This window comes from Knoellia sp. 3-2P3 (genome assembly GCF_029223115.1).
Taxonomy (GTDB): Bacteria; Actinomycetota; Actinomycetes; order Actinomycetales; family Dermatophilaceae; genus Pedococcus_A.
The window spans coordinates 751,019-764,437 of sequence record NZ_JARGZE010000001.1; the positions used below are offsets into that span (position 1 = coordinate 751,019).

General features: G+C 70.9%; 13 protein-coding genes. 7 read left to right on the top strand and 6 right to left on the bottom strand.

Going from position 1 to position 13,419, the window contains the following annotated elements; all coding sequences use genetic code 11:
• Positions 1-76: 76 nt before the first annotated feature.
• The 4 genes from P0Y31_RS03625 (at position 77) to P0Y31_RS03640 (ending at position 4,088) form a co-directional block, all read left to right on the top strand.
• Positions 77-871, top strand: coding sequence for an amino acid ABC transporter substrate-binding protein (locus P0Y31_RS03625; protein WP_275866691.1), 795 nt, complete (start codon positions 77-79; stop codon positions 869-871).
• 3 nt (positions 872-874) lie between these two features.
• Positions 875-1,543 carry an amino acid ABC transporter permease gene (locus P0Y31_RS03630; protein WP_275866692.1) on the top strand — a complete coding sequence of 223 codons (669 nt, stop codon included), beginning with the start codon at positions 875-877 and terminating at the stop codon, positions 1,541-1,543.
• Positions 1,540-2,346, top strand: a complete 807-nt coding sequence (locus P0Y31_RS03635; RefSeq protein WP_275866693.1) for an amino acid ABC transporter ATP-binding protein — start codon at positions 1,540-1,542, stop codon at positions 2,344-2,346. The genes P0Y31_RS03630 and P0Y31_RS03635 overlap by 4 nt, the downstream gene beginning before the upstream one ends.
• A 92-nt stretch (positions 2,347-2,438) precedes the next feature.
• Positions 2,439-4,088, top strand: a complete 1,650-nt coding sequence (locus tag P0Y31_RS03640) for an FAD-binding dehydrogenase (RefSeq protein WP_275866694.1) — start codon at positions 2,439-2,441, stop codon at positions 4,086-4,088.
• Positions 4,089-4,203: 115 nt separating this feature from the next.
• Here the strand turns inward: P0Y31_RS03640 and P0Y31_RS03645 are convergent, their stop codons facing one another.
• Positions 4,204-5,880, bottom strand: coding sequence for a DUF885 domain-containing protein (locus tag P0Y31_RS03645; RefSeq protein ID WP_275866695.1), 1,677 nt, complete (start codon positions 5,878-5,880; stop codon positions 4,204-4,206).
• 247 nt (positions 5,881-6,127) lie between these two features.
• Between P0Y31_RS03645 and P0Y31_RS03650 the strand changes: the two genes are divergently transcribed.
• From P0Y31_RS03650 to P0Y31_RS03660, 3 genes are all read left to right on the top strand, one after another.
• Positions 6,128-7,582 (top strand): hypothetical protein, encoded by a 1,455-nt coding sequence (locus P0Y31_RS03650; protein WP_275866696.1) that lies wholly within the window; start codon positions 6,128-6,130, stop codon positions 7,580-7,582.
• Positions 7,583-7,650: 68 nt separating this feature from the next.
• Positions 7,651-8,520 (top strand): DUF6498-containing protein, encoded by an 870-nt coding sequence (locus P0Y31_RS03655; protein WP_275866697.1) that lies wholly within the window; start codon positions 7,651-7,653, stop codon positions 8,518-8,520.
• Positions 8,517-9,254, top strand: a complete 738-nt coding sequence (locus P0Y31_RS03660; protein ID WP_275866698.1) for a DUF6498-containing protein — start codon at positions 8,517-8,519, stop codon at positions 9,252-9,254. The genes P0Y31_RS03655 and P0Y31_RS03660 overlap by 4 nt, the downstream gene beginning before the upstream one ends.
• Before the next feature lie 11 nt (positions 9,255-9,265).
• Here the strand turns inward: P0Y31_RS03660 and P0Y31_RS03665 are convergent, their stop codons facing one another.
• Genes P0Y31_RS03665 through P0Y31_RS03685 form a run of 5 tightly spaced genes read right to left on the bottom strand, consistent with a single transcriptional unit; the run spans position 9,266 to position 13,413 of the window.
• The gene (locus P0Y31_RS03665) at positions 9,266-9,856 is read right to left on the bottom strand and encodes a bacterial proteasome activator family protein (protein WP_275866699.1); all 591 of its coding nucleotides are present in this window, start codon (positions 9,854-9,856) and stop codon (positions 9,266-9,268) included.
• Positions 9,857-9,890: 34 nt separating this feature from the next.
• A complete protein-coding gene (locus P0Y31_RS03670; protein WP_275866700.1) occupies positions 9,891-10,412 on the bottom strand; it encodes a nitroreductase family deazaflavin-dependent oxidoreductase in 522 nt (173 codons plus the stop codon).
• 45 nt (positions 10,413-10,457) lie between these two features.
• Entirely contained in the window at positions 10,458-11,276 is an 819-nt protein-coding gene (locus P0Y31_RS03675; protein ID WP_275866701.1) for an ABC transporter permease, read from the bottom strand.
• Between the two features lie 52 nt (positions 11,277-11,328).
• Positions 11,329-12,141, bottom strand: coding sequence for an ABC transporter permease (locus P0Y31_RS03680; protein WP_275866702.1), 813 nt, complete (start codon positions 12,139-12,141; stop codon positions 11,329-11,331).
• Positions 12,142-12,189: 48 nt separating this feature from the next.
• Positions 12,190-13,413 (bottom strand): ABC transporter substrate-binding protein, encoded by a 1,224-nt coding sequence (locus P0Y31_RS03685; RefSeq protein WP_275866703.1) that lies wholly within the window; start codon positions 13,411-13,413, stop codon positions 12,190-12,192.
• Positions 13,414-13,419 lie beyond the last annotated feature (6 nt).

Genomic DNA, 13,419 nt, shown 5'->3' on the forward strand with positions numbered 1-13,419 from the left:
CCTAACCAATGCTTATGATTCGTCGCGGCGTGCGACCGCGCGCCGACGACGACGGAAGGTCGAGGGGAACACCACCATGCGCACGAGGTTCACGCTGGCAGCACTGGTCACGGCACTGGCGGTGCTGTTGACGGCCTGCGGGGGAGGTGGCTCGGAGGAGTCGTCGGACCTGGCGCGGGTCAAGGAGGCCGGGGTGCTCAAGGTCGGCACCGAGGGCACCTACGCCCCCTTCAGCTACCACGACCCCAAGACCAACGACCTCGTCGGCTACGACGTCGAGGTCATCGCCGCAGTCGCCAAGGAGCTCGGCGTGAAGGTCGAGTACGTCGAGACGCCCTGGGATGCGATCTTCGCGGGCCTGACGTCGCAGCGGTTCGACGTGGTGGCCAACCAGGTCACGCGCAACCCCGAGCGCGAGGGCCTCTACGGGCTCTCCGACACCTACACGGTCTCCGAGGGCGTCGTGGCCACCCGCGCCGATGACTCCTCGATCACCTCGCTGGCCGACATCAAGGGCAAGAAGTCGGCGCAGAGCCTGACCAGCAACTGGGCACAGGTGGCCAAGGAGGCCGGCGCCGACGTCGAGTCCGTCGAGGGCTTCACCCAGGCCATCACCCTGCTCAAGCAGAAGCGCGTCGAGGCCACCGTCAACGACAACCTGGCCGTGCTCGACTACCAGAAGTCCACCGGCGACACCTCCGTGAAGATCGCAGCCAAGACCGGTGACGTCTCCGAGCAGGTCGTCGCGACCCGCAAGGACTCCGACCTCGTCGCCGCCATCAACAAGGCGCTCGCCGACCTCAAGGCCGACGGCACCCTGAAGACCATCTCGGAGAAGTACTTCCAGGCTGACGTCTCCGTGAAGCAGTAACCCGTGGACGAGCAGACCGTCGAGCTGGTCCTCGACAGCCTGTGGCCGTTGCTCAAGGGCACCGTCACCGGGACGATCCCTCTGACGGCGATCAGCTTCGTGCTCGGGCTCGGCGTCGCCCTCGTGGTGGCCCTCATGCGGCTCTCGCCGGTGCGGGCCGTCTCGGGGGCGGCGCGGGCCTACATCTCGCTCATCCGCGGCACGCCCCTTCTGCTGCAGCTGTTCATCATCTACTACGGCCTCCCGGCGCTGGGGGTCCGCTTCGACCCGTTCCCGGCAGCGGTGATCGCCTTCACCCTCAACGTCGGCGGGTATGCCGCGGAGGTCATCCGGTCCGCGATCCTCGCCGTGCCGAAGGGGCAGTGGGAGGCGGCGTCGACGGTGGGCATGAACTACGTGACCACCTTGCGCCGGGTGGTGCTGCCGCAGGCGACCCGCACCGCGATCCCGCCGCTGTCGAACACCCTCATCTCCCTCGTGAAGGACACCTCGCTGGCCTCGACCATCCAGGTGACCGAGCTGCTGCGGGTGGCCCAGGAGCAGGCGGCCCCGACCTACCAGTTCTTCGCGATGTACAGCGTGGCCGCGGTCTACTACTGGGTGATCTGCCTCGGCCTCTCCGCCCTGCAGTCCCGCCTCGAGGAACGACAGAACAGGTACGTGGCGCGATGACCCACCCCACCCACCCCGCCCCGGTGCACGAGACGCCCGGCCACCCGCTGCTGTCGGTGCAGGGCCTGGCGAAGTCCTTCGGCGACCACCAGGTGCTCACCTCGATCGACTTCGAGGTGCACGCCGGTTCGGTGACCGTGCTCATCGGTCCGTCGGGGTCGGGCAAGACCACGGTGCTGCGCTCGCTCAACACGTTGGAGACCCCCGATCGCGGCACGGTGCGCATCGACGACGTCGAGGTCGACTTCTCCGGCTCGCACGGCAAGCCCGTCGGCAAGAAGGAGCTGGCCGCGCTGCGGGCCCAGAGCGGCATGGTGTTCCAGGCGCACAACCTGTTCCCGCACATGACCGTGCTGCAGAACGTCATCGAGGGCCCGACGGTCGTCCAGCGACGACCCCGGGCCGAAGCCGTGGCCGAGGCCCGGCGCCTGCTCGAGGTGGTCGGGCTCGCCGAGAAGGCCGAGCAGTACCCCTACCAGCTCTCCGGCGGCCAGCAGCAGCGCGTCGGCATCGCCCGGGCGCTGGCGCTGCGGCCCAAGCTGATGCTCTTCGACGAGCCGACCTCGGCCCTCGACCCCGAGCTGGTCGGCGAGGTGCTGCACGTCATGAAGGACCTCGCCTCGCAGGGCTGGACCATGGTCGTGGTGACCCACGAGATCCGGTTCGCCCAGCAGGTGGCCGACCAGGTGCTGTTCATGGACGGCGGCGTCATCGTCGAGCGCGGCGCACCGGCGGAGGTGCTGACCCGGCCGCGCACCGACCGCGCGAAGCAGTTCCTGCACCGCATCCTCGACCCGCTCTGACCCCGTCCTCCGCCGGGTCGGGGTATTCCCGCGCTCGACAGCGCGCGGCAATACCCCGAACCGGGGAGGGGTGGGGGCCCTAGGGTCGGCACATGGACGCTGATGTCATCGTCGTGGGAGCCGGCCTGGCCGGTCTGGTGGCCGCCGCCGAGATCGCGGAGGCCGGCCGACGGGTGGTGGTGCTCGACCAGGAGAGCCCGGCCAACCTCGGCGGCCAGGCGCACTGGTCGTTCGGTGGGCTCTTCGTCGTCGACAGCCCCGAGCAGCGGCGGATGGGCATCCACGACTCGGTCGACCTCGCCCTCCAGGACTGGATGGGCAGCGCCGGGTTCGACCGGCCGGAGGACCACTGGCCCCGGCAGTGGGCCGAGGCCTACGTCGACTTCGCAGCGGGGGAGAAGCGGCCGTGGCTGCACGCGCAGGGCATGCGGTTCTTCCCGGTCGTCGGCTGGGCCGAGCGCGGCGACGGCAGCGCGAGCGGACACGGCAACTCGGTGCCGCGCTTCCACATCGCCTGGGGCACCGGCCCCGGGGTGCTCGAGCCTTTCCTGCGCCGGGTGCAGGCGGCCCAGGCGGCAGGGCGCCTCGAGCTGCGCTTCCGCCACCGGGTCGACGAGCTCGTGGTCGAGGGTGGCGGCGTCACCGGTGTGCGGGGAGCGGTCCTCGCCCGGGACGACGCCCCGCGCGGCCGGCCGACGAACCGCGACGTGACGTCCTCCTTCGAGCTCACGGCCCAGGCGGTGCTGGTCAGCTCCGGCGGCATCGGCGGCAACCACGACCTCGTGCGGGCCAACTGGCCGGAACGGCTCGGGACCCCGCCGGACCGGATGATCACCGGTGTCCCGGCCTACGTCGACGGCCGCATGATCTGGGCCGCCCAGGACGCGGGCGGCAGGGTCATCAACCCCGACCGCATGTGGCACTACGTCGAGGGCATCCACAACTGGGACCCGGTCTGGCCGCAGCACGCCATCCGCATCCTCCCCGGACCGAGCTCGCTGTGGTTCGACGCGCTGGGCAACCGGCTGCCGCCACCGCTGTTCCCCGGCTTCGACACCCTCGGCACGCTGGCCCACCTGAGAAGGACCGGTCACGACCACTCGTGGTTCATCCTCACCCACACGATCATCGGCAAGGAGTTCGCGCTCTCCGGCTCCGAGCAGAACCCCGACTTGACGGGCAAGTCGGTGCGCGACGTGCTCGGCCGTGCGACCTCCGACATGCCGGCGCCGGTGCGCGCGTTCCTCGACAAGGGCCAGGACTTCGTCCAGGCCGACACGATCGGCGAGCTGGTCGACAAGATGAACGCCCTCACCCACGAGCCGCTGCTCGACGCCGCGCACGTCGAGCGCCAGGTCGTCGAGCGCGACCGCCAGCTCGACAACGCGTTCGGCAAGGACGCGCAGGTGACGGCCATCCGCGGCGCCCGGGCCTACCGCGGCGACAAGCTCATCCGCACGGCAAGCCCGCACCGCATCCTCGACCCCAAGGCCGGACCGCTCATCGCCGTGCGCCTCTCCGTGCTGACCCGCAAGACCCTCGGCGGCCTCGAGACCGACCTCACCGGCCGGGTGCTCGGCCACGACGGCCAGCCCGTGCGGGGCCTGTATGCCGCGGGCGAGGCTGCCGGGTTCGGCGGCGGTGGGCTGCACGGCTACCGCTCGCTCGAGGGCACCTTCCTCGGCGGCTGCATCTTCTCCGGACGCACCGCCGGGCGAGCCCTGGCCGCCGCGACTGCCTGACCACGACGGGGTCGGACGGGCTTCGCCCGACAAAGAGACCCTTCCCCCCGACGTGCCACCTCGGGGGGAAGCGCACCTTTATCGGGTCACCCGATAAAGGTGCAGGTCACGGGGGTCAGGGCAGGCGGGCCTTGACGATGTCGTCGAGGACGGCGAGCGGCACGCTGCCCGAGTCGAGCACCGCGTTGTGGAACTGCGCCACGTCGAACGCGGCACCCTGGCGCTGCTGCGCCTCCCGCCGGATCCGCAGGATCTCGAGGCGCCCGACCATGTAGCCGCACGCCTGGCCCGGCAGCACGGCATACCGGTTGACCTCGGCCGTCACGCTCGCCAGCGACAGCGGGCTGTTGGCCACCAGGTAGTCGATGGCGCGCTGGCGGCTCCAGCCGAGGGCGTGCAGGCCGGTGTCGACGACGAGGCGGCAGGCCCGCATGGAGTCCATGGTGAGCATGCCAAGCCGGTCGAGCGGGGTGGAGTAGAGGCCCATCTCGTCGGCGAGGCGCTCGGTGTAGAGCCCCCATCCCTCGGCGTAGGCGTTGAAGACCGTGTGGCGGCGCAGGGCCGGCAGGTCGGTGAGCTCGGAGGCGATGGCGAGCTGGAGGTGGTGGCCCGGGATGCCCTCGTGGTAGCTGAGGGCCTCGATCTCGAACCGTCCCCAGGCGCTCGGGTCGGACGTGTTGACGTAGAAGACTCCGCCGCGGGAGCCGTCCTCCGCAGGCGGGTAGTAGAAGCCGAGCGCCCCCTGGTCGGTGGTCCTGATCGCGCAGTCCGCCTGGGGGAGCCGGTCGAACCACTGCGGCATCACCTCCCGGGCCCGCGCGAAGGCCGTCTCGCAGGCGGACAGGATCTCGGCGGCGTCGTCATGGCGCAGGGCGGGGTCGGTGCGCAGCCGGTCGTAGAGGGACTGGAGGTCGTCGGTGCCGAACAGCTCCTTCCCGAGCCGGCGGTACTCCTCCTCGAGCTTCGCGACCTGCTCGAGCCCGAGCTCGTGGATCTGCTCGGCCGTCAAGGTGGTGGTCGTGTTGGCGACGAGCGCGGTCGCGTAGGCCTGCTCGCCGTCGGGGAGCCACACCAGGCCGCAACGCTCGTCGGGGCGCACGTGGGGGGCCACCTCGTCGGCGAGCACGTCGCGGAACTCCTGCAGCCCGGGGCGCACCGAGGTCGCGATCGCGTCCTGGAGCCGCTGCCGCCACGCGTCGGCGTCGAGGCCCTCGGGCGGGGGCGAGGTCTGCAGCAGCGGGTCGTCGCTGATCGGCTTGGCCAGCCACGCGTCGAGCTGCGGCACGGTCGCGGCCACCGCGAAGGCTGCCGGTGTGCGACCCGAGGCCACGCCCTCGCGGTGTCGCTGGGCGATGTCACGCAGGTGCTGCCCGATGCCGTGGAACTTGGCCACCATGGCCTCGGCCACCTCGACGGTCGGCATCCCGAGGTTCGACACCGTGATGGGCGCATCGACCTGGATGCCGAAGACCGGGTTGACGGCGAACTCGCCGAACCGGCACTCGCCGAGGCCGGCCCCGCTGCTCGCCTGGAACTCGACGACGGCCCGGGTGACGCGGTCCTGCAGCGAGAGGTCGTCGTCACTGATGGCGGCGGCACGGGCCGCGAACTCGCGCGACCGCGCGATCTCCGCGTCCTCGGCGGCCCGGCTCGCGTCCTCGTAGCGGTCGGCGAAGCGGTAGTCGCCGAGCATGTGGGCCCACGACGGGTTCACCGCCATGGTGTGCTCGTGGAAGTCCTCGGCCAGCTGCCTCACGTCGTCACCCATGCGGGTCCCCACCTCGTCGCTCATGGACGCGAACGCTACCCGGGCGCCCCGACGGCGCGGCGGCGCTCTTCGGTAGGCGCGACGAGAATGGCGGGAAAGTGGCTTTCGCACCAGATGTCGGGTCTCGCAGTATTGACCTACCATCGACAGGCTGTCACGACGCGTCGGGGTCCGGTCTGGCGTGACCTCCGGAACCTCGCCTCGTTGAGCAGCACAGCGTTGAGAAAGCACAGACCCGCGACGACGCGGGCCCGGCCCCCGGGAGGCACCCATGCGCACACCCCGCACGTCCACCGCCCGCGCGATCATCGCGGCCACCGCCGTGGCTGCGCTGTCGTTCGCCGCGTCGCCATCGGCCCTTGCGCACAGCGACCACGGCAAGGACGCCGAGCGGGCCGAGCGGCTCCGCGACGCCTACACCGACGGCACGAACGTGCCGCTGGTCAACAGCCCCAACGTGCGGCTGGCGGCGAGCTTCCCGGAGACGGCGGGCATCTCGGGGTGCTTCCTGAAGAGCGCACCGCTGTTCGTCATGTCGAGCCTGGACTCGCTCAGCGTCTTCGACGTCAGCAACCCGGTGGCCCCCGAGCTCGTCGGCACGCTGCCGAACCTCGTCTTCGAGAACGAGGCGATCAACTGCGGCGAGCGCAAGACGAAGAACGGCACCGAGCGGTTCGCCCTCATCGGCGTCGACCTCTACGACGCGTCCTCCGACATCGACCACACGGCCTCCTCGACGGGCGGCAACCGCCTCATCGTGGTGGACGTGACCGACCCGGCCAACCCGCGGATCCGCTCGAGCGCGCCGACGACCTCGAGCACCCACACCGTGGCATGTGTCGCCGAGACGGACTGCCGCTACGCCTACTCGGCGGGTGAGCGCACCACCTTCTCGATGGTGAACCTCGACGACCTCGACAAGCCCTACGAGGTCGACGGCGACCCGGCGACCGACGGCGTCCAGCCCTTCGCCTCACCCTCGGGCGGTCACAAGTGGAACTTCGACGCCGCCGGCTACGGCACCCACACCGGCTACAACGGCTCGTCGATCTTCGACGTGCGCGACCCCGCCCGTCCCCGGCTCGTGACCACGACCGGCGCAGCGGGACGCGGCCTGAACGCCGACGGCACGAAGAACGGTTACAACGACTTCATCCACCACAACTCCTCGCGACCCAACGCCGCGGCGTTCCGTCCCGACGCCCCGCCGTCCTTCGCCAACGGCAACGTGCTGCTCGTGACGGAGGAGGACTACGAGGACGTCAACTGCTCGACGGCCGGCTCGTTCCAGACCTGGTGGGTCAAGCGGCTCGACGGCACCCCCGACGCGATCGTGCCGCTCGACAAGGTGGAGCTGTCCGACCTCGGCAGCTACCCGGTGCCGGTGGGGTCGTTCTGCTCGGCGCACTGGTTCGACCACCACCCCTCCGGCATCGTCACGGTCGGCTACTACGGCGGCGGCACCCAGCTCGTCGACGCCCGCGATCCCCGAGACCTCAAGCCCTACGGCCACGCCGTGTGGGGTGCCTCCGAGGTCTGGGACTCCTACTGGGTCCCCGTCTACAACCGCAAGGGGTCGATGACGGACCAGCGCACCAACATCGCCTACTCGGTCGACCTCGTGCGGGGCCTGGACGTCTACACCGTCGACCTGCCGGGCGACGCCGGCGCGGTGCTCGAGCCGGCCGGCGGGCTGCCCGCGGTCGACGCCGGGCAGCTCGCCTGACGGCTCCGTCCTGACGGCATCGGCCGAACGGCCGGAGGTTCCGGGCGCTCCGGAGACCGCGGCGTGCGGTGACCTACGCTCACCGCACGCCGGTCGCCACCAGCGACCGGGAGGTCTTCGAGCAGGGGGAGCCCATGACGGTCGTGCTGCGTGCGCTGGGGTTGCAGGCCGCGTATGCCGTGCTGCAGACCTTCTCCCCACGGGCAGCTCGCGCCGCCTCCCTGATGCTGCTGCTCACCGCGAACGCCATGCCCCTGCTGGCGCTGCTCAGCGGGCGGTGGGCTGCCGGTGACGTCCTCATCGCCTTCTGGCTGGAGAACGTCGCCATCGGCCTCTGGACGGCGGTGCGGATCGCCACGGCCTCGAGCCAGGTCCCGGACGCCGACCTCAGCCGGGGGCGAGGGCCGCAGCCGTTCGACGCGTGGACCACCGCGGTGCGCGCCGCACACCCCGGGAACCCGGAGACCGCACGGGTGGTCGGCCTCGTCGTGCGCCTCTTCCTCGTCGGGTTCTTCGCGGTCCACTACGGCGGGTTCACGCTGGTGCACGGAATCTTCACCTTCACGCTGGCGCGCGACGCCGGGACCACCGGGTCGGTCGGCGGCTACCTGCTCCTGCTGCTGGTGCTGGTGGGCAGCCACGGCCTGTCGACCGCGATCTGGTGGTTCGCCCGTGGCGAGCGGCACCAGGTCGGCCCGCAACGGGCGATGGTCGGCGTCTACTCCCGGGTCCTGGTCATGCACCTCTCGGTCATCGGCGCCGGGTGGTTCCTCGTCGGTGGCGGGGCCGACCTGTCCCTGCTGTGGCCGGGGCTGGCCGTGCTCGGACCCGGTCTGCTTCTCATCGCGATCAAGGTGGTCGCCGACGTGGCCGGCCACCTGCACCAGCACCACGGCACCGGACCGGTGCCGGCAGCGGTGCCCGAGGCGGTGCGGTGAGCCCGCTGCTGCGCGCCCTCGGGGTGCAGCTGGCCTACAGCGCCCTGCAGCGGGTCTCTCCTCGCGCCGCCCGGGTGGTCTCGCTCGGGCTCGTCCTCGCCGCCTGCGCCACCCCTCTCGTCGCGCTGCTGCGCGGCGAGTGGGCGAGCGGCGACGTGCTGCTCGCCTACCTCTTCGAGCTGTATGCCGTGCTCTTCTGGACCGCGGTCCGCGTCGCCACCGCGCCGGGTCCGCTCCTGCGCGGCGGCACGGTGAGCACGAACGGCGGCCCGGCGAGGGCGATGACGCGCGAGGAGCTCGTCAGCATGACCTGGACGGTCGTCGGAGTGCTCGCGGCCTTCACCATCGTGCAGACGACCCTGGCGCTGCGGATCGCCGACAGTGCAGGTCTGCGCGGTGGCCCGGGCGCGCTCGCCCTCATGGCGGCGGGGTTCTTCGCCTGCCACGGCCTCGACGTCGCGCTCGGCTGGTTCGCCCTCGGCGGCCGCCACCGCGAGACGGACCTGGCCTCCGACCCCCTCAAGCGGATCGTCATCCTGCACATCGCGCTGACGCTGGCGGCGGGCTGGACGTGGTCGACCCGGGCAGGCCTGGACCCCGAGACCGCCCGCAGCAGCGCCTGGCTGCTCCTGGTGCCCGGCCTGATCCTGGTCTTCGTCCGGGTCGCCCTCGAGCTCTACGCGGTCGTTCGGCCGCCGCTCTCCTGGGGCTCGGCGCGAGGTCGCGCGGCCTGACCTCGTCTTCCCTACAGGTACTGACCTGTGGGCCGCTCGCCCTCGTGGGCGGGGCCGTGGGCGTGGCCCGGCATGCCCGGGGCGTGACCGGCGCCGGGGTGGGCGGGGCCGTGGCCGGGCGGCAGGGCCCGGCGCATCTCGGCCAGCTGCGCCTGGGCGGCCATCTGCTGGGCGAAGAGCGCGGTCTGGATGCCGTGGAAGAGGCCCTCGAGCCAGCCCACCAGCTGCGCCTGGGCGATGCGGAGCTCGGCGTCGGTGGGGGCGTCCACGCCGAACGGGAGGGCGATCCGCTCTAGCTCCTCGATCAGCTCGGGGGCGAGCCCGTCCTTGAGCTCCTCGATGGACCGGCGGTGGATCTCGGCGAGGCGCACGCGGCCCGCCTGGTCGAGCGGCGCGTTGCGGACCTCCTCGAGCAGCTGCTTGATCATCGACCCGATGCGCATCACCTTGGCGGGCTGCTCCACGAGGTCGGCCGGGTTGGTCGGCGCCTCCTCGTCGTCCGGGTGCGGCGCCACGCCCATGCCGTCCTGCGTGACGACCACGACGCGCTGCTGCTGCTCGTCGTCGCTGCTCTGCTGGGGCTGCTGGGGCTGCTCCGTCATGGGCCCATCCTGCCCTACGGGTCGTGGGCCCGGCTCAGGCGTCTCGGGGGCTCAGCAGCCAGACGGTGATCTCCCGGCCCCGGGCCCAGCTGCGGTACTGGGCGTACCCGGCATACGAGCCCTCGGCCAGCGACCAGACCGACTCGGCGGCCTCGCGGCCGAGCCGCCGCGCGGTGGCCGCCACGGTGCGCCCGCGGTGCTCGACCTCGACTTCGGGGGTGGCCCGCAGGTTGTGCACCCAGCCGGGCGTCCGGTCGCTGCCGTAGTTGGACCCGATGACGGCGATGTTGCCGTCGAGGGGGAAGGCCACCAGCGGGGTGTGCCGGCGCTCGCCGGTGCGCGCGCCCACGGTCACCAGGGTGATGCAGGGCAGGCCGGCCAAGGGGCGGGTGGCGCTGGCGCGCCCTCCGGAGAGGCCGGCCACGGCCCGGTCGAGGGGCTGGTGGATCCGGCTCAGCATTCGGCTCACCGGCCGCTGGGCGGCGGCCGCCTGGACGGCGCGCTGGAAGACGTTGGGACGGGCGATCTCGCACTCGAGCTCGTCCCACAGTCCCATGGCTGTCGACTCTAGTCGTTACCGCACTGTTATCCCGGGAGATTTCTACAAGCGGCTCTCCGCGGCGTCCGAACCGCCGAGCCGCTGGGCCAGCCAGACCGGCAGGATCGACACGGCGATGAGCACCACGGCGACGACGTTGACCACCGGGGCCTGGTTGGGGCGGAACAGGTTGTTGAAGATCCAGATGGGCAGGGTCGGCGTGCCGGGACCCGCGGTGAAGGTCGTCACGACGATCTCGTCGAAGCTCAGGGCGAAGGCCAGCAGCGCCCCGGCGACGACCGCCGAGCGCAGCAGCGGGAAGGTGACGAGGCGGAACGTCGTGAACGGCCGGGCCCCGAGGTCGGCGGAGGCCGCCTCGAGGGAGCCGCCCATCCGGCGCATCCGGGCGGTGACGTTGTTGAACACCACGACGATGCAGAAGGTGGCGTGGCCGACGATGATCGTGAACAGGCCCGCGTTGATGCCGAAGACCGGGTTCAGGATGTTGGAGATCACCGACTGCAGGGCGATGCCGGTGACGATGCCGGGCAGGGCGATCGGCAGCACGACCAGGATCGAGATGGCGTGCTTGCCGAAGAAGTCGTAACGCGTCAGGGCCAGCGAGAGCAGCGAGCCCAGCACCAGGGCGATCGCCGTCGCGCCGAGCCCGGCCTTCACCGAGGTCATGATCGCGTCGCGGGGGCCCTGGGCCTCCCACGCCAGCGACCACCACTGGGTGGTCAGGCCGGGAGGCGGCCACCCGAAGGTGCGGTCGCTGTTGAACGAGTTGAGGGTGACGACGCCGATCGGCACGTAGACGAACGCCAGCACCACCACGGCGAAGACGGTGAAGCCGATCCGGCTCCCGCGGCCGAGTCTCATCGTGCTCCTCGTGGGTCAGAAGGACAGGACGTCGCGCAGGTCGTCATGCCGGTCACAGGTTCTCCAGGGCGCCGGTCCGGCGGACCGCCAGCAGGTACAGGACCATGATCACGACCGATGCCGTGCCGAGGGCGGCCGCGAACGGCAGGTCGAGCGTGATGTTCTGCAGCACCGCCGTGCCGAGCACCTGCAGCTTGCCCCCGACGATCTGCACCGCGATGTAGTCGCCGAGGCTGAGCGAGAACGTGAAGATCGAGCCCGCCGCGATCGAGGGCAGCAGCGACGGCAGCACCACCCGCCGGAAGGTCGTCAGGGGGTGGGCGCCGAGGTCCGCCGACGCCTCGAGGTGCGAGCCCGGCAGCCGTTCGAAGCCGGCATACACCGGAAGGATCATGTAGGGCAGCCACAGGTAGGTCAGCGTCAGCACCACGGCACTGAAGCCGTAGCCGGGCGTGCTGCCGAAGGCGTTCTCGAGCACTCCGCCCGGCTGGACCATTGTGCGCCAGGCGTAGGCCTTGACGAGGTAGGACGCCCAGAGGGGGACGAGCACCGCCGCCACCAGGAACGCGCGTGTTCTCGCCGGGGCCACCCGCGCCATGAAGAAGGCGAACGGGACGGCGATGACGATGCAGAGCACGGTGACGGTGACGGCGATGAACAGGGTCCGTCCGATGATGCGCAGGTAGGTGGGCTCGAACAGGGCCCGGATGTTCTCGGTCGTGAAGTCCCGCACCACCTGGTTCGTGAACGGGTCGGTCGTCCAGAACGCCGTCGCGAAGATCGCGGCGAGGGCGCCGAGGTAGGCGACGAGGAGCCACAGCAGTGGTGGGGCCAGCAGCCCGGCCAGTGCCTTCTTCGAACTCATCGTCGCCTACCCCAGTCGTCGCGTCGGTTGCTCAGCTGTTGCGGTTGCTCAGCTGTTCCGGACCTCGGTCCACGCCTTGGTCCACTCGGCGTAGTCGGTGCACTTCACGTCGGTGCGTCCGTCCAGGCAGGCCGAGATGGGGGTGTTCCAGTAACGGACCTGGGAGAAGTACTCCTCGTCCTCGGCGTGGAAGGTGTCGCAGTGCTTGGGGTCCGTCGTCTCGGCGCAGGCCTTCTTGTTGGCCGGGGCCTCACCGAAGTACTCGGCGACCGCGGCGTTGGCCTTCGGGGAGACGATGTGGTCGATGAACTTGTAGGAGCAGGTCTTGTGCTGCGACTTGGCGCCCACCATCCACGTGTCGGACCAGCCCGTCGCGCCCTCCTTGGGCAGGACCACCTCGACCGGGGCCTTCTCCCCCTTGGCGACGTTGGCGATCACCTGCCAGGTCGTGCCCACCGTGGAGGAGCCGTTCTTGAAGGCCTGGATCTCCTTGAGGTAGTCGGACCAGTACTCCCCGACGTTCTCCTTCTGCTTCTTCAGGAGGTCGACCGCCGCAGCCAGCTGGTCCTTGTCGAGGGCGTAGGGGTCCTTGATGCCCAGGTCGGGCTTGGTGGCCATGAGGTACAGCGCGGCGTCGGCGATGTAGATGGGGGAGTCGTAGGCCGTGACCTTGCCCTTCTGCTCCGACCCCTTGTCGAAGACGGCCGCCCAGGAGTCGGGCGCCGGCTTCACCAGGTCGGTCCGGTACATGAGCAGGTTGGCGCCGCGGCCGTGGGGGATGCCGTAGGGGACGTCGTTGACGGAGTTCCACGGCTTGTTCTTCAGCGCCTCGAAGATGTCGGGGTAGTTGCTGATGAGCGAGGTGTTCATCGGCTCGACGTCCCCGGCGGCGATCAGGCGCAGCGTCGCGTCACCCGAGGCCGACACGACGTCGTACTGGCCGGTGCGCATGAGCTGCACGGCCTCGTCGGACGTGCCGAACGTCTTGACGGTCACCTGGCAGCCGCTGCTCTTCTCGAACTCGCTGACCCAGTCGACCTTCGGGTCGTTGCTGCCGTCCTCGACGTAGCCGGGCCACGCGAGGACGCTGACCTGACCCTCCGGTTCGCCGAGCTTGTCGAGGGGCTTGAGGTCGGGCACCTTGAAGCTGCTGCCGCCCTCGGTGCCGCCTCCGCCTGCCGTGCCTCCGGTGTCGGAGTCGCCGCAGCCCGCGAGTGCGAGTGCGGCCACGGCGGCGAGGGCGCCGAGCCTGGTGGGGGAAGTCCTTCGCACGGTGAG